The 15,936-nt window shown below is 53.3% G+C and carries 24 protein-coding genes; all 24 read left to right on the forward strand.

Going from position 1 to position 15,936, the window contains the following annotated elements:
* The first annotated feature begins 7 nt into the window (after positions 1-7).
* The 24 genes from AAC019_RS08305 (at position 8) to AAC019_RS08420 (ending at position 15,932) form a co-directional block, all read left to right on the forward strand.
* Positions 8-661, forward strand: coding sequence for a hypothetical protein (locus AAC019_RS08305; protein WP_339898244.1), 654 nt, complete (start codon positions 8-10; stop codon positions 659-661).
* 242 nt (positions 662-903) lie between these two features.
* The gene (locus tag AAC019_RS08310; RefSeq protein WP_339898245.1) at positions 904-1,620 is read left to right on the forward strand and encodes a hypothetical protein; all 717 of its coding nucleotides are present in this window, start codon (positions 904-906) and stop codon (positions 1,618-1,620) included.
* A complete protein-coding gene (locus AAC019_RS08315; RefSeq protein ID WP_339898246.1) occupies positions 1,571-1,936 on the forward strand; it encodes a hypothetical protein in 366 nt (121 codons plus the stop codon). Before AAC019_RS08310 ends, AAC019_RS08315 begins: the two co-directional genes overlap by 50 nt.
* Positions 1,933-2,277 carry a hypothetical protein gene (locus AAC019_RS08320; protein WP_339898248.1) on the forward strand — a complete coding sequence of 115 codons (345 nt, stop codon included), beginning with the start codon at positions 1,933-1,935 and terminating at the stop codon, positions 2,275-2,277. The genes AAC019_RS08315 and AAC019_RS08320 overlap by 4 nt, the downstream gene beginning before the upstream one ends.
* On the forward strand, positions 2,277-2,564 hold the full coding sequence (locus tag AAC019_RS08325) for a hypothetical protein (protein WP_339898250.1): 288 nt from the start codon (positions 2,277-2,279) through the stop codon (positions 2,562-2,564). The genes AAC019_RS08320 and AAC019_RS08325 overlap by 1 nt, the downstream gene beginning before the upstream one ends.
* Complete coding sequence (locus tag AAC019_RS08330; RefSeq protein WP_339898251.1) at positions 2,561-3,475, forward strand: DNA cytosine methyltransferase; 915 nt, start codon at positions 2,561-2,563, stop codon at positions 3,473-3,475. The genes AAC019_RS08325 and AAC019_RS08330 overlap by 4 nt, the downstream gene beginning before the upstream one ends.
* Positions 3,472-3,999 carry a hypothetical protein gene (locus AAC019_RS08335; protein ID WP_339898252.1) on the forward strand — a complete coding sequence of 176 codons (528 nt, stop codon included), beginning with the start codon at positions 3,472-3,474 and terminating at the stop codon, positions 3,997-3,999. Before AAC019_RS08330 ends, AAC019_RS08335 begins: the two co-directional genes overlap by 4 nt.
* Before the next feature lie 35 nt (positions 4,000-4,034).
* The gene (locus AAC019_RS08340) at positions 4,035-4,472 is read left to right on the forward strand and encodes a hypothetical protein (RefSeq protein ID WP_339898253.1); all 438 of its coding nucleotides are present in this window, start codon (positions 4,035-4,037) and stop codon (positions 4,470-4,472) included.
* Positions 4,469-5,152 (forward strand): DNA methyltransferase, encoded by a 684-nt coding sequence (locus AAC019_RS08345; RefSeq protein ID WP_339898254.1) that lies wholly within the window; start codon positions 4,469-4,471, stop codon positions 5,150-5,152. Before AAC019_RS08340 ends, AAC019_RS08345 begins: the two co-directional genes overlap by 4 nt.
* A 187-nt stretch (positions 5,153-5,339) precedes the next feature.
* The gene (locus tag AAC019_RS08350) at positions 5,340-5,564 is read left to right on the forward strand and encodes a hypothetical protein (protein ID WP_339898255.1); all 225 of its coding nucleotides are present in this window, start codon (positions 5,340-5,342) and stop codon (positions 5,562-5,564) included.
* 162 nt (positions 5,565-5,726) lie between these two features.
* A complete protein-coding gene (locus AAC019_RS08355) occupies positions 5,727-5,864 on the forward strand; it encodes a hypothetical protein (RefSeq protein WP_339898256.1) in 138 nt (45 codons plus the stop codon).
* Positions 5,864-6,214 (forward strand): hypothetical protein, encoded by a 351-nt coding sequence (locus AAC019_RS08360; protein ID WP_339898257.1) that lies wholly within the window; start codon positions 5,864-5,866, stop codon positions 6,212-6,214. Before AAC019_RS08355 ends, AAC019_RS08360 begins: the two co-directional genes overlap by 1 nt.
* On the forward strand, positions 6,202-6,576 hold the full coding sequence (locus tag AAC019_RS08365; RefSeq protein ID WP_339898259.1) for a RusA family crossover junction endodeoxyribonuclease: 375 nt from the start codon (positions 6,202-6,204) through the stop codon (positions 6,574-6,576). Before AAC019_RS08360 ends, AAC019_RS08365 begins: the two co-directional genes overlap by 13 nt.
* A gap of 194 nt (positions 6,577-6,770) precedes the next feature.
* Positions 6,771-7,388, forward strand: a complete 618-nt coding sequence (locus tag AAC019_RS08370) for a hypothetical protein (RefSeq protein WP_339898260.1) — start codon at positions 6,771-6,773, stop codon at positions 7,386-7,388.
* Positions 7,389-7,833: 445 nt separating this feature from the next.
* The gene (locus tag AAC019_RS08375) at positions 7,834-8,169 is read left to right on the forward strand and encodes a hypothetical protein (protein WP_339898261.1); all 336 of its coding nucleotides are present in this window, start codon (positions 7,834-7,836) and stop codon (positions 8,167-8,169) included.
* 281 nt (positions 8,170-8,450) lie between these two features.
* Entirely contained in the window at positions 8,451-8,819 is a 369-nt protein-coding gene (locus AAC019_RS08380) for a hypothetical protein (protein WP_339898262.1), read from the forward strand.
* Positions 8,812-9,345, forward strand: a complete 534-nt coding sequence (locus tag AAC019_RS08385; protein ID WP_339898263.1) for a hypothetical protein — start codon at positions 8,812-8,814, stop codon at positions 9,343-9,345. The genes AAC019_RS08380 and AAC019_RS08385 overlap by 8 nt, the downstream gene beginning before the upstream one ends.
* Entirely contained in the window at positions 9,335-9,694 is a 360-nt protein-coding gene (locus tag AAC019_RS08390; RefSeq protein ID WP_339898264.1) for a hypothetical protein, read from the forward strand. Before AAC019_RS08385 ends, AAC019_RS08390 begins: the two co-directional genes overlap by 11 nt.
* Entirely contained in the window at positions 9,681-9,944 is a 264-nt protein-coding gene (locus tag AAC019_RS08395; RefSeq protein ID WP_339898266.1) for a hypothetical protein, read from the forward strand. The genes AAC019_RS08390 and AAC019_RS08395 overlap by 14 nt, the downstream gene beginning before the upstream one ends.
* Positions 9,941-10,687 (forward strand): hypothetical protein, encoded by a 747-nt coding sequence (locus AAC019_RS08400; RefSeq protein ID WP_339898267.1) that lies wholly within the window; start codon positions 9,941-9,943, stop codon positions 10,685-10,687. Before AAC019_RS08395 ends, AAC019_RS08400 begins: the two co-directional genes overlap by 4 nt.
* A gap of 3 nt (positions 10,688-10,690) precedes the next feature.
* Positions 10,691-11,227: a hypothetical protein gene (locus AAC019_RS08405; protein WP_339898268.1), complete on the forward strand. Its 537-nt coding sequence runs from the start codon at positions 10,691-10,693 to the stop codon at positions 11,225-11,227.
* Positions 11,199-12,656 (forward strand): terminase family protein, encoded by a 1,458-nt coding sequence (locus tag AAC019_RS08410; RefSeq protein WP_339898269.1) that lies wholly within the window; start codon positions 11,199-11,201, stop codon positions 12,654-12,656. Before AAC019_RS08405 ends, AAC019_RS08410 begins: the two co-directional genes overlap by 29 nt.
* A gap of 1 nt (position 12,657) precedes the next feature.
* Complete coding sequence (locus AAC019_RS08415) at positions 12,658-14,775, forward strand: OmpH family outer membrane protein (RefSeq protein WP_339898271.1); 2,118 nt, start codon at positions 12,658-12,660, stop codon at positions 14,773-14,775.
* 137 nt (positions 14,776-14,912) lie between these two features.
* The gene (locus AAC019_RS08420; protein ID WP_339898273.1) at positions 14,913-15,932 is read left to right on the forward strand and encodes a hypothetical protein; all 1,020 of its coding nucleotides are present in this window, start codon (positions 14,913-14,915) and stop codon (positions 15,930-15,932) included.
* The last annotated feature ends 4 nt before the right edge of the window (positions 15,933-15,936 follow it).

Here is a 15,936-nt window from a genome sequence, read left to right on the forward strand (position 1 = left end):
AAAAAGCATGAATACAAAACCGATTTTATTCAACGCTGAAATGGTGTGCGCCAAATTGGAAGGGCGTAAGACTCAGACGCGGCGCCCTGTTGATGGCCCAAAAAGGGCTTATCCAGATGATCACTGGAGCATTATCAATAACGAGCTTGTGTCTTGGCCTGGGGATTTCGCGGAAACGGAACCTCTGCGCTGCCCTTACGGAAAAAAGGGTGACCTGCTTTGGGTTAAAGAGTCATATCGCACATGCAGCCAGTGCGATAGCGTCAAGCCGAGCCTGCTGAGCCGTGGTGAGCCTATTTTGTACGAGGCCGATCAAATGGTTCGCACCACCGGATGCGTGATGATTAAGCCCGGTAAATTGCGTCGCCTGAGGTTCATGCCCCGCTGGGCTTCACGCCTAACGCTAGAAATCACCAATGTACGTGTAGAGCGCCTGCAGGATATTAGCGAGAGCGATGCAGAAAAAGAAGGCATCTTCCGCTATAAATCTGGCTGGACTAATGGACAGCTAGGCCCGTTCTCGTCTCCAGTGTTGGCCTTTTCTGATTTATGGGATTCCATCTACCAAAACTGGGACACCAACCCCTGGGTATGGGTAATCGAGTTCAAAGTACACCACTGCAACATTGATGCGTTTATAGCGCAGCGTGAGGCCGCTTAGTAATGGCAAACCAGTGGTTACGGTTATGGCATGACATGCCCAACGATCCTAAGTGGAGGACTATTGCTCGACATTCTGGCGAGCCAATTTCTTTGGTTCTGTCTGTGTACTTACACCTCATGGTTAGCGCTTCGCAGAATGTCACGCGAGGTCACGCAGATGTCACGATTGAAGATTTAGCAAGTGCGCTAGACGTGTCCGACCCCCAGGTTGAGGCTGTTTTGACGGCAATGGAGGGGCGAGTGGTTGAGGATGGGAAGCTGACCGGGTGGGATAACCGGCAGGTCAAAAGAGAGGATGGCGGCGGCGTTCTAGGCGGCGCGCTGTCTGCTGCTGAACGGAAAAGGGCACAGCGTGAACGTGAAAGATTAAATCGAGAAAACGCCTCGTCACATCAAGGTCACGAAGTGTCACGCAAAGTCACGACAGATAAAGAAGAAGATAAAGAAGAGAATAAGAATAGTAAAACCCCTACGTCCGGCTCTGACGAGCCCGACCCGAGACCAAAGAAAAAATATAAATATTCGGCTGACGACATGACCGCGGCCGAGTACATGCTGAAATCTTTGCTCAAGGTGATTCCTGATTACAAAAAACCTAAAACGCTTGAGCCGTGGGCAAACACTGTCCGGCTGATGCGCGAGCAGGACGGGCGGACGCACAAAGACATTTGCGCGGTATGGTCCTGGTGTCGCGCTGACAATTTTGAAAATTCCAACGTGCAGAGTGCGGACAAGCTGCGCACTCGCTTTGACAACTTGAAATCGAAGATGGGGGCAGCTCATGCAACGCATCAACCAAATCATTCCGGCGGACGACAAAGCGCCGTCCACCGAATCGACCAGCAATGCGCAGATGAATTTGCCCTCCTTGCGAACGAGGAAGCTGGTAACCGCGATGTGGCAGCGCATGAGCCAACTGTTTGGCCACCGTTGGTCAAGCCAGGAGGGCGAGGTTAGAACCCCTCGCGGTGATTACTCTCCACGGTTTTTGCTGTGGTGCCGTAAAACCGAGGATTTGGGCGAAGAGGATTGGCGCCGTGGGTTTGCGGTTGTTGAGCAACGTGTGAAAGAGGCCGCACGGCAAGGCGATACCGAATGGCCGCCGACCTATGGCGAGTTTCTTGGTTACTGCATGCCGGCCGTTAAGCCGCGTGGACATAAATATTTTGACCAAAGCCGGGCCATTGAAGACCAGACGGCTAAGAAACAACGATACGAGGCAGGGCAAAAGCACTGCGCGGAATTGCTAAAGATGCTTGGTGACGACGAATGATTACAGCACACGCCGAAGATGGAGCCCAATTTAACTGGGCGGACACGATTGATTTTGGGTATCGCGCAGAGCGCGGTCAGGGTGGTGACCCGTGGGAAAAGAAGTCGACGCCTGACAAGTGTGCCCGGTTAAGTGCACTGCTCGGATGCGACCGAATGAGTTTGTTGGCGCTGCACATCATCCGGGACGGTTACGACGAGAACGAAATCGTGCACTACAGCATGGGTAAGCGCGGCCGTATGCACGGTATCAACGATATTTTTATTCCTGGTGTTGGTACTTACCGAAATATCGAGCACAAAGTTTTTTTCAGGGGCCTCAAAAGGGGCGGGAGGGGGTGATGGTTAAGCCAAATAGCGCAGTTGCATACATCGACGCTAAACGTAGCGGCAAGGTGGCCAGTGATCGCGTAAAGATCATCGAGTACTTGAGCAAGTATCCGGGCAGCACCCGGCACGAGGTTACCCGGGGCGTTCCCGGCTTGCCGATCAATGTGTGCTGTCCTCGGGTTAACGAGCTTATTGGTATCGGTGCGATCGAGGAAATCGGAAACAAAAAAGACTCTGTGACCGGCGGCACCTGCGCCCGGTTGTATGTGGTGGTTCAGGATGGGGATTCGGCAGCATGAATGCAATTGACTTGTTTGCGGGCGCGGGCGGGTTCTCGACTGGCGCGACAATGGCGGGCGTTAACGTGGTTTGGGCGGCAAATCACTGGCCAGATGCGGTCGAGTGGCACAGCAAGAATCACCCCGAAGCCCAGCACCTATGCCAAGACTTGCACCAGGCAGATTGGTCCCAGGTGCCAGCGCACGACATTATGCTGGCTAGCCCCTGCTGCCAGGGGCACAGCAAGGCTCGCGGAAAAGCCAAGGGCAACCCGCAGCATGACGCCAGCCGCTCAACCGCATGGGCTGTGGTCTCTGCAGCTGAGTATCATCGGCCGCAAGTTGTCGTGGTTGAAAACGTCCCTGAGTTTCTGGACTGGACGCTTTACCGGCCGTGGGAGCTGGCCATGAACGCTCTAGGTTATTCGGTGGCTCCTCACGTTATCGATGCAGCTGACCTTGGTGCACCGCAAAACCGCGTTCGTATGTTTCTGGTGCTTACCCAAAGCAAGGCGCCCTTAATGCTCAGCTTGCCGCGTGGCGCGCACAAGCCAGCTTCAAGTTTTATCGATTTTTACTCAGGCAAGTGGCAGCCGATCGAAAAACCTGGGCGAGCACTTGCAACGCTTGAGCGTGTAAAGGCTGGGCGAGCCGCGCACGGTGACCGCTTCTTGATTTCGTACTACGGCAACACAAAGACCGGGCGCAGCATTGATCGACCGGTGGGGACCATCACAACGCGCGACCGTTGGGCAATTATTGATGGTGACCGTATGCGCATGTTTTCTCGGTTTGAGTGCCGCGCAGCAATGTCGTTCCCTGCTACGTATCAGCTGCCAGAAAACCATAGGCTCGCGGTTCACTTGATGGGTAACGCTGTATGCCCCAAGCCTGTATCGCGTTTACTTTCAGCGGTTCGGGAGGCTGCATGATAAATAAATTTCTACTTTGGGTAACAAAACTTATGCCGGCGCGGGCCATTGACCTGGACGGCGAGCACTACATTGAGCGCTATCACGTTTTCCAGCTGGGCAAGCTGGAGGTTGTGCTTCACCGGTATTTAGGCTGCGACGGTGACCGCGAGGTGCACGACCACCCTAACCGCTGGTGCTTAGGTGTTCCGCTTGTCGGCGGCTACCGCGAAGAGCGTGTAACGGGCTTTTGTCCGCGTGATGGGTGGCACTCCAGATACGTGAATATTAGGCCGTGGCGGTGGAATTTTGTCAGCTCTATGCGCTGGCACCGGATTGATTCGGTATTGCCGGGCACCTGGACGCTGTTTATTCGCTGGGATCGGTTTAAGTCGTGGTCGTTTGCTCAAAGGCGCTGGAGTTATGGCGACCCGGGTTTAACTGAGGTTGTACTGAGCCAGCCGCTTGATCTTGGATCGACCGACGGCTGGCAGGCGACGGCACCGAAGGGTGCAGAGTTTCGTAAAGCGCGGGGTACTGAGTAATGCAGCTGGTGTTAGTGCCTCGGGCAGATGGGCTAATGGAGCCCGTAAGCGATCAGGCTATGGCGCTTATTAAAAGCCAGCCGCCGGTGCCAACCGTTTGGATGGCTCAAAAAGATAAGCGAACGGATAAGCAAAACAACTACCTGAACGGCTATTACTACCGAAAGGCGTGCGAGCTGCTGAATGACGCCGGCCACAATATCGCCGGATTCTCGTTTACCCGAGATCGGTTGCACGCGATGTGCCAGCAGATGTTTTTGGTCGTGGAAGAGGTGCCGCTGCCAGGCGGGAAAATTAGCTACCTGTTTGAGTCAACCACCAAAATGAACAAGGCGCGGTTCACCGAATATGTGGACGAGCAGGTAGCTCCGTGGCTGCTAAACGATTACGAAATATCGGTACCGCCACCGGTCGACGAGTATTACCGAATGCTGTGGAACGAAATTTATCAAAGTAAGGGGCGGATGTTGTGATTGAGTTACTGAACGTTAATTGCATGGACTACATGCGTGATCTTCCTGACAACTCGTTCGATTTGGTGGTGGCGGATCCACCGTACTTCGATGGGCCCAACAAGCCAGGCTTCTATCGCAACGGTGAATATTCCTCAACGCTGGCGCCGGCTGGTAAATATGGCGAGTTAAAACATTGGGATGTTCCTGGACCGGAATTTTTCGCCGAAATAAAGCGGATTTCACAACACCAAATAGTGTGGGGAGCCAATCACCTGGCGGATCGTTACGAGTGTGCGGGCCCGGGTTGGATTGTGTGGGATAAGCAAAACGGTAGTAGCTCGTTCGCAGATGCAGAGCTTGCTAGCACCACCTTCGACAAAGCGGTACGAATTTTCCAATACCGCTGGAACGGAATGATTCAGGGTTCTCACGGGAATAAGCGGCTCAATGAAACGCGCATACATCCCACGCAGAAGCCGGTAATTCTATATAAGTGGCTATACGAAAACTACGCGCAGCCGGGCTGGCGCATATTGGATACACACTTGGGATCCGCGTCTAGCGCAATTGCTGCTCATTATTGCGAGTTGGATTTTGTGGGTACTGAGATTGATAGCGATCAGTTCAGAAAATCTAGCAAGAGATTCACTGCAGAGACCAAGCAGATCGATATTTTTTCTGAGCGGGTGACTGCGTAATGGCTAAGCGCAAGCACAAACGATCAAACATGAAAAAACGCGCAAGGGCTGGCGTTAAAGGCCTGCAAGTTACTTGGGAAGACCGCGACCCTTTGAGCGAGTCTCACAAGCGGATTCCGGGCACCGTTGGCCACAGAAATCCGATAATGCGCTTGTGTGCCGAAAAGATCATGCAGGATCACGGCGATTGGATCACACACACGCAGCCGTTCCGTTGGCTGGTAAAAGTAACGTGCTATTCGATTACCCAAACGGCATGACTCAGAACGAGGAGCGCGAGCTGGAGGCCTTCGCCACCATCGACGCTATTAACGATCACGCCATGAGCGCGATAGAAGAAATGTTCCGTCACGGCGATATGAGCTGTTACCGGACAACACGGTTTGAAATTGAATGTGTGGGGGTTAAGTGATGAAGAAGGTTTTTAGTTATGTAGAGCTATTGTTGCTTGTCGCTTCGGGGGTGTTTCTCCTGCTTGTGCTTTATGGGGCTGACGAGTTATTTGAGAAGGCTGTCTGTATATCGCTTATTTATTTAATAAGTAAGGATGCTCTCCAATGGGAAGAAAATAAAAGTGAATAACGATAACGAAAAAGATCGTCCGTGGCCGCACGGCTATGAAGATACCGCGCTATGCGCCGGCCTTTGCCTTGTGCTTTGGTTTATCGCCCTGATGGTGCTGATTTTTTCTGATGCTCGGGTGGGTGTCTAATGCAGAGACGAGCCACAAAAACAACGCGCGGCCCCAATGCGGCTGAAAAGCGGCACTTGGCCTGGATAAAAGGCCGGGAAGTTTGTGCGGCCACCGGCGCACCGGGGCCGGTCATAGGTCACCATTGCGAAGGCAGCTGTTTCAAGCATAACAAGGTGCTGATCGGTCACTGGTTCGTGCTCGGCTTGAGTGAGTTTGCCGATGCGGCGGTAACCAGAGGCGGCCGGCGTCAATTCCGCTGGCAGTATGGCCCGCAATCAGGGCTATGGCTGCGCCAGCTGGAAGATTACCCGCACCGTGACGAGGTGCCAGACGAAGTGGTGGAGGCAATACGCTCATGGGGCAGATAGTCTACCCAATAACACCGAACCCAAAGCCGCGAATGACGCGCTCGGATAAGTGGAAAAAGCGGCCGGCAGTGATGCGCTACCGGGCGTTTTGCGACGAGGTTAGGCTTCGTAGCGTGGATCTTCCGCCGGCAGGGGCCAGCATTCATTTTGTGCTGCCTATGCCTAAGTCGTGGAGCAAGAAAAAGCGGGCCGCGATGCTCGGTGAGCCGCACCAGCAAAAGCCGGACATAGACAATCTTTTGAAAGCTTTGGCGGATGCGTGCCACCAAGACGACGCGCATATCTGGCACTACAGCGGACTAAAAAAGACCTGGGGCGAATCCGGTCAAATCATTATCGAGCTAGTTAAGACGAGGAGGTGAGGGTGTGATTCCGTTGGTGATATTTGGAGGTTTGGTGCTCGCGCTTATTTTAGCTTCCTTTCTGTTTTCTATAGCGGCAATACGGAAGGTGATTTTGTGGGATGTGGTCGGTAGGCCGGGAGCTAAATTACAGCGCATCGTAAAAGATTAGCAGCAAGTAAAACAGTCGGGCGACTTTTTAACTTGGGGGCAACATGAAATATCTAACAGCACGCATAGCAATACACGCGGCATACCTGACGGGCGAGAAGGGGATGGACCCGGCCAAGCTGAAAGAGGGCTTTGGGGGCACTCTTACAGATAGGGATTGGCGTATCGTCGATCACGTTGAAAAGGGATTCATTCAAAAGGCAATGGATAACCTGAAACAGCGGGAGCCGGTACTCTATGCCTGGAACCTGTTTGCTTATGCGCCGCCCGGTACCGGCCACGGCTTTGAGCGGTCGCGCTTACTGCAATGGATGCTGGACAAGTACAGCAGCGAAACCGGCGAGCAGGCGCTACTTGAGCCCAGGCTGCCGATGCTGGCGCGCGTGGCAATGCAAGAGTACTCAATTGTCGATCGCTCGGGGAAGCAAGGCCGGCGGATACCGTACAGCGACTTTGAGCGGTTGTTGGGCCTGGGGTCTGGTGAGTACAAAGCCGGCAGCCGCTGGCACCGCGCCTACTGGAAATTTTACGACTACTGCAAGTCGTTGCCCGAGGACTCATTACCGCCAATCGCCCGGGTTATCGGGATGATGGTTGATTGCTCGGAGGGCGACGCCGAAGCGCATTTACGTTTACAGAGAGAACTGGGGGTTGTAGCGTGATTACTTCTGGAATGAAGAAATTTACGATGGCGGCTTATTGTTACGCCGTTCGGATCAGGGCTGATATTGCGTGTCGTTTCGAGGTCAGGAGAAGGGCTTACGGCAAAGGAAGGGCACGAGCTGATTTCGTCATCATGAGCCGTCTTCACTGGTCTGCCTTAGCTTTCGCAATGGCGTACTCTTGCCCATGGCGCAGAAGACATTATCCCCAAGGCGTGGGAGCTTTTAGGTTTATATTCTCAGCCAAAACGATTGGAGGACTAGAGGTAATCGTTAGGGATGATGCTCAGGGTTTAATTTTTGGTCACTACTTGGAGTCTGACACCAAGAAAATAAACACGTTAAGCAGCTCTACGGCGCCAGGGCCAGGTGAGGGCGTAGAAATTGCTGGGTCGGACTGCAGGGTTTACACTGAAGCCAATTGACAATAACTGGGGAGCTGCAAGTGAAAGTAAAATCTTTTACTCCGATTCGTAATAAGTTGGTTGAGCGATCTGTGGGTACTGATGTTGAAAGTCGTAGCTATTTGGTTGTATCAATTATGCCGGATGGGGAGCGGCGCGTGGGAAGGGCTTCGGGCGTGATTGATGTGGATCTAAGGCGCGATTTTGTGCGAGTTTCTGAAATTTCAGCTGACGCTGGGGCTAAGGCAGTTGAAATTTATCGGACGGGCTGTACGGCAAGTGCTCTCGGGTTTTATAGGGTTGGCTGTGTTTCTGCAAAAGATAGTGTTTTTGTTGATAAAAATATAGCGTGCTTTGGGGATAAGCTGATTTTATAGTTGATTGGTGGGGGGTGAGGGAACACCCGAAAATGTAAGCCTAGAGAAGCTGCCAAAGGACTTCATAAAGCGGGTAATGGATAAGTTTAAAAGGACTTCCGATAACGTTTGACACAGGTAATCAGCTTTCCTAGAATTATCTAAGTTGGGAGTTTTCCCGACACGCAGAAAGCAAAGGCCGCGGATTTCCCCCTGCGGCCTTTTTTGTGCGCATCTGAAAGAGCCCGGCTCGGTTCCCCCCAACCTTGATGATCCCCCGTCGTTGGGCCGGGCTCTACCAAATGCGTATAAACGTTAACAGCCCTGATCGGTTATCCGTTCGGGGCTTTTTTTATGTTCGGCAAATTGAGGTGGTGATGAATTTGGGTCAGCAACTAAGCAATCACGGCACAGAGTTGGCCCTTGCTGTATCAAAGGGCACGGCGATAGGTGGAATGGGTACGACGGTTGGCGCGGGTGTCGCTCAGAAGACCGGAATTCTCGCTATTTTGTCTATGCCCGGGCCAGAGGTTGTAAATGCGTGTGCTATCGGCGGCTTTGTCGTGGGTACTATCGGCGTGCTGGTGAATATCGGCATCAACTGGTACTACAAGCGCCGCAAGTTCAATGCGGAAACCGGGCAGTACCCGGTCGTACCAAACGATGAATAGCGTTGCTAAGGGCGGTGGTGCCCTCGCCATAGCGTCCGTTGGCTTGCTGGCATTTCTTGGCCTCTGGGAAGGCGACGAGCAACACACCGTGTACGCCGATAGCCTGGCCGGTGGCCTGCCTACCGTTTGCCGCGGCTTAACTCGCCACATTACGGACACGCCCATTGTTGTTGGTGAGACCTGGACGGAAGAGCAGTGCCGACTTGAAGAGCGTAAGGCTGTCGAGAAGGTTCAAACTCGCCTGCTGACCTGTTTCGATGAACTGCCCAGTCAGTCGGTGTTTGATGCCGCCACGTCACACGCTTGGAATTTTGGCGTGGGCAAGACTTGCGGCAGCGACTCAATGAAGGCCTGGAACGCCGGCCAAACATCAGTGGGTTGCCTGCTGCTGTTCGATGACGGCACCGGTAAGCCCAACTGGTCGTATGTGAAGACGGCAGACGGCTTCAAATTCGTTCAGGGCCTCCAAAACCGTCGCCGTGACGAGTTCTCTTTGTGCATGGGGTACAAGTCGAGTGGTCAATAAGGCGTTTCTCTACGTTGCCGGGGTGATTATTGTTGCATTGGTAACCGCGAACGCCTTGCAGTGGGTCGAGACCCGCTCGCTTAATTCCGATTTGATCAACGCTCGAGCTGCAAAAACTCTCGCCGAGGTGAATATCGCAAGCCTGAGCTCGGCTAATGAGGCGCTGAATAGCGACATTAAAGGCTATAAAGCAGACGTAAAGGCCCTTGAGGCCAAGCGCGCAGAAGCCAAAGCCGAGGCAGCGGCCCAACGGGTAGAGCACGAGGCCAAAGTAAAGGCAATCCGCGCCGACCTGGCTAAAACTCCCGAAGAAATCCGACTAAAGATGATCCGCAATGCGACTCGCTAGTGTGCTCTCTCTGTGTGTGTGCGTATCCGGCTGTTTCGGTACCACACCAGTGATTGAGTACCGCACTCGCAATGTGCCGGTCGTGATCCCGTGCGTAGAAGAGCGCGCGGTTGTCCCGTCGTGGGCCACGGCCAAGCTAAAAGCTGATAGCGATCTGCCCGAAGTGACAGACGCTTACATGATCGAGCTCGAACAGCGCAAACAATACGAGCTTGAGTTAAATGCAATTATCGCGGGGTGCGAACAATGAGTGATTTACCAAAGTTACCGCAGTACAAGTGCCATAAGGTCGTTAAGGCGGCGAAGATCTGGAACATATTTGAGGCTGATCACGTATTAAACCTAGTATGGGGTGACGGCCTGGTGGGCTGTCATCAGCCTGTTACGCCTGAATGGATGGAGAAGCACAAGCCGGAAGAGGGCGGCTACTTCGTTATATACGAGGACGGCTACACCAGCTACAGCCCGGCAGAGGCTTTTGAGGCTGGGCATTCGCGCTATGCGGGTGAAGACGTCTCGGCTGTTGATCGGGCTGCTAATGCTCTTCGTCACGGGGAGACGGTGACCGAGGAAATGGTGGAGCTTGCTTACGAAGAGATTATGGAAGAGCCCTTGGCAGAAATAAAGATTCGACGCCTGCTTAATGACCACAAGGTAAACCCGGCAAACGATCAGCTAGATGTGATGGTGCTGGATGATCCGGGTCATGGCGAGGCATGCCACAAGTATGCCGTAGGGCATCACAATATATTGCCAGTGGAGATCAATTTCCAGAATGGGCCAATCTCGGAAGATGGTAACGGCGTTAATGGTTTGACTCATGAGGTGTTGCTGGCGATCGTCGCTGACCGTCTTCGTGGGTTCCAGTCAGGTGAATACGCCTGTAAGGCTAATGCTTGCGCGCTTACTCATATCGAAGAGGCGATGCACTGGCTGCAACAGCGCACCCTTGAGCGTATGCGTCGAGGTGTTGAAGGCACCCACAAGGTATAAGCCATGAGTGAAGAAGTATCAGCACTCGACCTGTTAAAGCAGCAGCTCGAGTACTTAGCCGAGGGCATGAAGCCCGCTCACTTGAAGATGGCGCTATCTCTTGCAAATGGCAACAGCCAGGCTCAAGCGTATAAGGACTCGGGCGGTAAAGGTAAGAATCCTCATAAGTGTGGCTGCGATTTAATCCGGACAAATCCGGATATACAGCATTACGCTGATCTTGCCCTTAAGATCGCCTCGATTGAGGCTCAGGGGCAGCTTGTTGGCACTTTGGATCAAAAGCGCCGGATGCTTTTTGAAGCCGCTCAGCGCTGTTTGACTGAGGTGGAGCCAAAGTATGTTGGCCAAGGTGAAGATCGTGAATGCCTGGGTTATGTGTTCGATTCGCGTGGCATGGTTGCTGCCATTGCCGAGCTGAACAAAATGGACGGTGACTTGGCTGCTATTCAGACCAATAACAAGCACACCCGCGAGTATGAAGAAATGACCGACGAGCAGCTGGAGCAAGAAATTGCCAAGCGCACTGCCAAGCAGAGCTGACAAGCTCGAATTATATAAGCTGCTGAAAGAGCGGGAACGGCGGCAAGAACAAAATAAGCTAGCAACATACTTTCTGGATGATGGCCCGTTAAGGCGCGAGCTGTATAAGCAGCACCTGCAGTTCTTTAAGCTGGGCAAGTCTTACCCGACGCGCTGTTTTATGGCGGCAAACCGGGTTGGTAAGACTGAGGGTGGCGGTGGTTACGAAACAACACTGCACTTAACCGGCCTTTATCCTGATTGGTGGGAGGGCCACCGCTTCGATCATCACATTGACGCCTGGGCTGCAGGTGATACCAATGAGACGGTGCGGGACATTATTCAGGGCAAGATGATCGGGCCAAAGGAAGCGCCCGGCACCGGACTGATTCCCGGCAAGTACATTCGCGACATTAAGTACCGGCAGGGCGGTAATGGCGCGGTCGATTATGTGCTGGTTGAGCATGTAAGCGGCAAGCTAAGTCGCCTTGGTTTTAAGTCGTATGAGCAGGGCCGTAAGTCCTTCCAAGGCACAGAGAAAGAACTTATCTGGCTCGATGAAGAGTCAAATCCCGGCATTCGCGCCGAGTGCATCATTCGTTTGATGACTACAGGCGGCTTGCTTATTGAAACCTTCACGCCTCTGCATGGCTTAACTGAGATTGTTCAGGGCTATCTTGGCGAGGGAGGCTTAAATACCGACGCGCGAGTTCAGATCAACGGCGAGCGCGCGATGATTATGGCAGGCTGGAACGATGTTCCTCACTTGTCAGAAAAAGAAAAGACAAGGATGCTGGCCGAGTGTGAGCCCCATCTGCGTGACTCTCGCTCAAAAGGCATTCCAAGTCTCGGTTCGGGCGCTATCTATCCTGTACCTGAAACGGAAATCATCGTTGATCCGTTTATGATCCCGGCGCACTGGAAAAAAGCCTATGGAATGGACGTTGGATGGAAGAAAACGGCCAACGTGTGGGGCGCGACTGACCCCGACTCTGGTGTTACCTACCTTTACTCTGAACACTACCGCGGGCAGGCGGAGCCGAGCATTCACGCTAGCGCGATAAAAACGCGCGGTGATTGGATACCTGGCGCTATTGATCCGGCCGCACGAGGCAGAAGCCAGAAGGATGGTGAAAACCTGTATGAGCTGTACTCCATGCAGGGGCTAAAGCTTGAGAAAGCTGATAACGCTGTCGAGGCTGGAATCCACCGCGTCTTTGAAATGCTTTCGACTGGACAGCTAAAAGTGTTCAAGACACTGCAAAACTGGCTCAGCGAATACCGCATCTATCGCCGTGACGAGAAAGGAAAAATCGTCAAAGAAAACGATCACATCATGGATGCAACGCGATACCTCTGCATGACCGGTCTCGATATGGCCCGAACAAAACCGTTTAAGCGCTCCGGTACCCGGCCCGCAACACGCTCACGCAACTGGAAAACACGCTGATATGCACCTAACAGATCAAACTAAATCGCCCGAGATCGGCTTAGATAAGCTCGAATCGATCGTTGGCGACATTGATTTGCAGCCTAAGTGGCGTGCCGAGTCTGACCGTGCTGCGGACTACTACGACGATAAGCAGTTCACGCCGGCAGAAATTCACGAAATGGAAGAGCGCGGCCAGCCGGTTATCATTCACAACCTGATCAAGCCGACCATTAACGGCGTGCTGGGAATGGAGGCACGCACTCGCACTGATAGCCAGGTTCTGGCCGATGACGAGACGGGTGCTGATGTTGCCGAGGGCTTGAACGAAAAACTGCATGAAGCTGCGCGGATTACCGACACTGACCGCGCTTGTGCCGATGCGTATGCTGCAGAGATTAAAGCTGGCCTCGGTTGGGTGGAAGTAACACGCGGTTACGATCCATTCGGCTATCCCTATGAGGTGAATTATGTTCACCGTCGAGAAATATTCTGGGATTGGCACTCGCAACGCAATGACCTGAGCGACTGCCGTTGGCTAATGCGCAAGCGTTGGCTTGAGGTGGACGAGCTGGTAGCGGCATTCCCCAAACACCGCGAGCTTATCGAGTCTGTTGCCAGCGGATTTGAAGACTTTAGCAACTTCGGTGAGGACGAAGACGGCGAGCTGAGCGAGGACTTAATGTCTGCGTATCAGATCCACACCACGTCCAGCATTGAAACCCACGACTATTGGGACCCTGACCGCAAGCGCGCCATGGCTTCTGAGCTGTGGTATCGCGTATGGGTGACCCGCCCGGTCATTAAGTTTGGCGATCAAGTCGAAGAGTACGACCAGAAGAGCCGTAAGCACCTGCTGCTGCTGAGCACGAACAAGGCCACGGTTGAAATGGCCACGTTCCCAAAAATGCGTCTGGCGTTTTTTGTTGGCCCGCACCGGCTGGCTGACATACCAAGCCCGTACACACACAACAAATTCCCTTATGTGCCGTTTTGGGGTTACCGCGAAGACCGCACGAACATTCCTTACGGCATGATCCGTTCGATGATGCCGGCGCAAGACGAGATCAATAAACGTCGCAGTAAATTAACCTGGCTGCTAAACGCCAAGTTGATCGTCAAGGATGATGATGCCATTGACGACGTGAGCGATGACGAGCTACTGGATACGGTGTATTCGGGCGACGGCGTTATCAATATCAACCCGTACCGGCACAACAAGAGCGGCCGGGGTTTTGAGCTGCTAAGCGATATGGGTGTATCGAACCAGCAGTTCACGCTCATGCAAGACTCAATGAAGCTGGTGCAGGATACCGCTGGTGTTTATTCGTCGTTACTTGGGCAAGAGGGTGCCGCGACTTCGGGTGTGGCCATTGACTCTCTGGTAGAGCAGGGCACCACCACACTGGCCGAGATCAACGATAACTACCGTTTTGCGCGCAAGACTGTGCACGAGCTGCTGTTATCTCTGATCGTCGATGACATTGGCGAGAAAGAAACCGAGATCCGCATTAACGTCAACAAGCCGCAGCGCACGAAAGTGGTGGTGCTGAATAAGCGCATCGATGACGGCGGTATCTCTCGCGTTACCAATTCTGTAATGCGCACCAAAACCCGCGTAGTGCTGTCGGATATTCAGAACACGCCCGGGTATCGCCAGCAAATGGCCAAGTCGCTTATGGATATGGCTGCACAGTTGCCAGAGCAGTATGCGGTGGCGCTGGTGGACATGATTGTAGAGCTCTCGGACATTCCGAACCGCGATGAAGTGCTCAAGCGTATTCGCCAAGCCTCTGGTGTTGGTATTAACCCGGAGGACATGACCGAGGAAGAGCAGGCGGCGGCGCAGCGTAAACAGCAAATCCAGCAGATGATGGAAGATTTGGAGATACAGACCAAGCAAACAGAGCTGGCCGATATGCAAGCCAAGGTGCGTGAGCTGAACGCCAAGGCCGCACAAATGGAGCAAATGACTCCAGTGGAGCGCGACAAGACCGCAGCAGAAATCAAAGAGATCAACGCGAAAATCAAAGAGAAGGCCACCGACATAGCGAAGAAAAAGCGCGAGCTGGCCGGAATGATGCGCGACGAGATCAACTACGAACAGAAGCGATTGCCTTCACCCGAACAAGCAGCATAGAGCCCGCCACTGAGCGGGCTTTTTTATGCCCACGAGATAACCCGCCAAGTGCGGGTTTTTTTGTGCCCAGTTTTCACGAAACCGGAGTCGTGACCGGACCACTACGCATCAATGCGACAAATTGAGTGAGAGAGAGTATGAGCTTAGAAAATCTTGACGACATTACTGATGACGAGCTGGTAGCTGCAGGTGTAGACCTCGACGACCCGGATAGCATCGACGCCTTTTTAGAAGGCCGAGATCAGCCCGAGCGCGACGACGTTGAAACCGAAACCGAACAGGACGAAGAACAAGGCGATACGTCCGGCCAGGCGCAGACGGAAAAGCCAGAGACTGAATCAGAAGAGCCGGCCGCTACGGATAGCGAAGAAAGCGAGCAGGAAGACGAAGCCGAGCCAAGAGTGCTCACAGCAGACGGCAAGCACGAAATTCCATTCGCGGAGCACAAAAAGCTGCGAACTGACTTGAGTGAAGCCAAGCGCCAGATAGGCGAGCTGACGCAGATGGCTGAGCGGTCTAAAAAGTTAGAGGCGTTCATGGAAAAGAACGGCATTGACTTCGATGACCCCGACAACATCACCGAGAAAAACCTTGAGGAAATGGCTGACCTCGATCCGACTTACGCAAAGTCGATTCGGGTGCTACTCAAGAAGGTCGATGATCTGTCTGGCCGATTGCAGCAGCCAAGTGAGCCCGACAATTCCGAAGCTGAGGACGTGGAGCGTGATATTGCGGCCAACCCTGATCTTGTTCAGTGGCGTAAAGACCCTGAGCGATGGAAGGAGGCGCAGGCGATTGATGCGAAACTCTTTAACGATCCTGCATGGCAGGGCCGACCTCAAGCCGAACGTTTTGCCGAAGTCGTTAGACGAAGCAAGCTTATCAATGGCGAAGCCGTTGACTCTCCCACTAGCAAAAAATCTCGCGATAAGGCGCCAACCGCCGCTGAAAAAGCCGCTGCGAAAGTAGCCGAGGCCGAACAGCAAGGCAAAACGCCCACGTCGCTATCCCACATGGGCAAGTCGCCCTCTACTGAAAAATCCATTGGTCAACAGCTCTCGGATAAGTCCGAGGACGAGCTTGTTGACATGATGATTGCCGGCAAAATTTCAGACGAGCAGCTAGACGCTGCGCTAGAAGAGCTGGGCTTTCAGTAAGCGG

Origin of the sequence: uncultured Gilvimarinus sp., from assembly GCF_963975215.1 — a bacterium.
Lineage (GTDB): Bacteria > Pseudomonadota > Gammaproteobacteria > Pseudomonadales > Cellvibrionaceae > Gilvimarinus.

Bases quoted from the DNA above. Each gene is read 5' to 3' on its own strand.
- AAC019_RS08305 (WP_339898244.1), top strand. From the start codon at position 8: ATGAATACAAAACCGATTTTATTCAACGCTGAAATGGTGTGCGCCAAA.
- AAC019_RS08315 (WP_339898246.1), top strand. From the start codon at position 1,571: ATGAGCCAACTGTTTGGCCACCGTTGGTCAAGCCAGGAGGGCGAGGTT.
- AAC019_RS08320 (WP_339898248.1), top strand. From the start codon at position 1,933: ATGATTACAGCACACGCCGAAGATGGAGCCCAATTTAACTGGGCGGAC.
- AAC019_RS08325 (WP_339898250.1), top strand. From the start codon at position 2,277: ATGGTTAAGCCAAATAGCGCAGTTGCATACATCGACGCTAAACGTAGC.
- AAC019_RS08330 (WP_339898251.1), top strand. From the start codon at position 2,561: ATGAATGCAATTGACTTGTTTGCGGGCGCGGGCGGGTTCTCGACTGGC.
- AAC019_RS08335 (WP_339898252.1), top strand. From the start codon at position 3,472: ATGATAAATAAATTTCTACTTTGGGTAACAAAACTTATGCCGGCGCGG.
- AAC019_RS08340 (WP_339898253.1), top strand. From the start codon at position 4,035: ATGGAGCCCGTAAGCGATCAGGCTATGGCGCTTATTAAAAGCCAGCCG.
- AAC019_RS08360 (WP_339898257.1), top strand. From the start codon at position 5,864: ATGCAGAGACGAGCCACAAAAACAACGCGCGGCCCCAATGCGGCTGAA.
- AAC019_RS08365 (WP_339898259.1), top strand. From the start codon at position 6,202: ATGGGGCAGATAGTCTACCCAATAACACCGAACCCAAAGCCGCGAATG.
- AAC019_RS08370 (WP_339898260.1), top strand. From the start codon at position 6,771: ATGAAATATCTAACAGCACGCATAGCAATACACGCGGCATACCTGACG.
- AAC019_RS08380 (WP_339898262.1), top strand. From the start codon at position 8,451: ATGCGTATAAACGTTAACAGCCCTGATCGGTTATCCGTTCGGGGCTTT.
- AAC019_RS08385 (WP_339898263.1), top strand. From the start codon at position 8,812: ATGAATAGCGTTGCTAAGGGCGGTGGTGCCCTCGCCATAGCGTCCGTT.
- AAC019_RS08395 (WP_339898266.1), top strand. From the start codon at position 9,681: ATGCGACTCGCTAGTGTGCTCTCTCTGTGTGTGTGCGTATCCGGCTGT.
- AAC019_RS08400 (WP_339898267.1), top strand. From the start codon at position 9,941: ATGAGTGATTTACCAAAGTTACCGCAGTACAAGTGCCATAAGGTCGTT.
- AAC019_RS08405 (WP_339898268.1), top strand. From the start codon at position 10,691: ATGAGTGAAGAAGTATCAGCACTCGACCTGTTAAAGCAGCAGCTCGAG.
- AAC019_RS08415 (WP_339898271.1), top strand. From the start codon at position 12,658: ATGCACCTAACAGATCAAACTAAATCGCCCGAGATCGGCTTAGATAAG.
- AAC019_RS08420 (WP_339898273.1), top strand. From the start codon at position 14,913: ATGAGCTTAGAAAATCTTGACGACATTACTGATGACGAGCTGGTAGCT.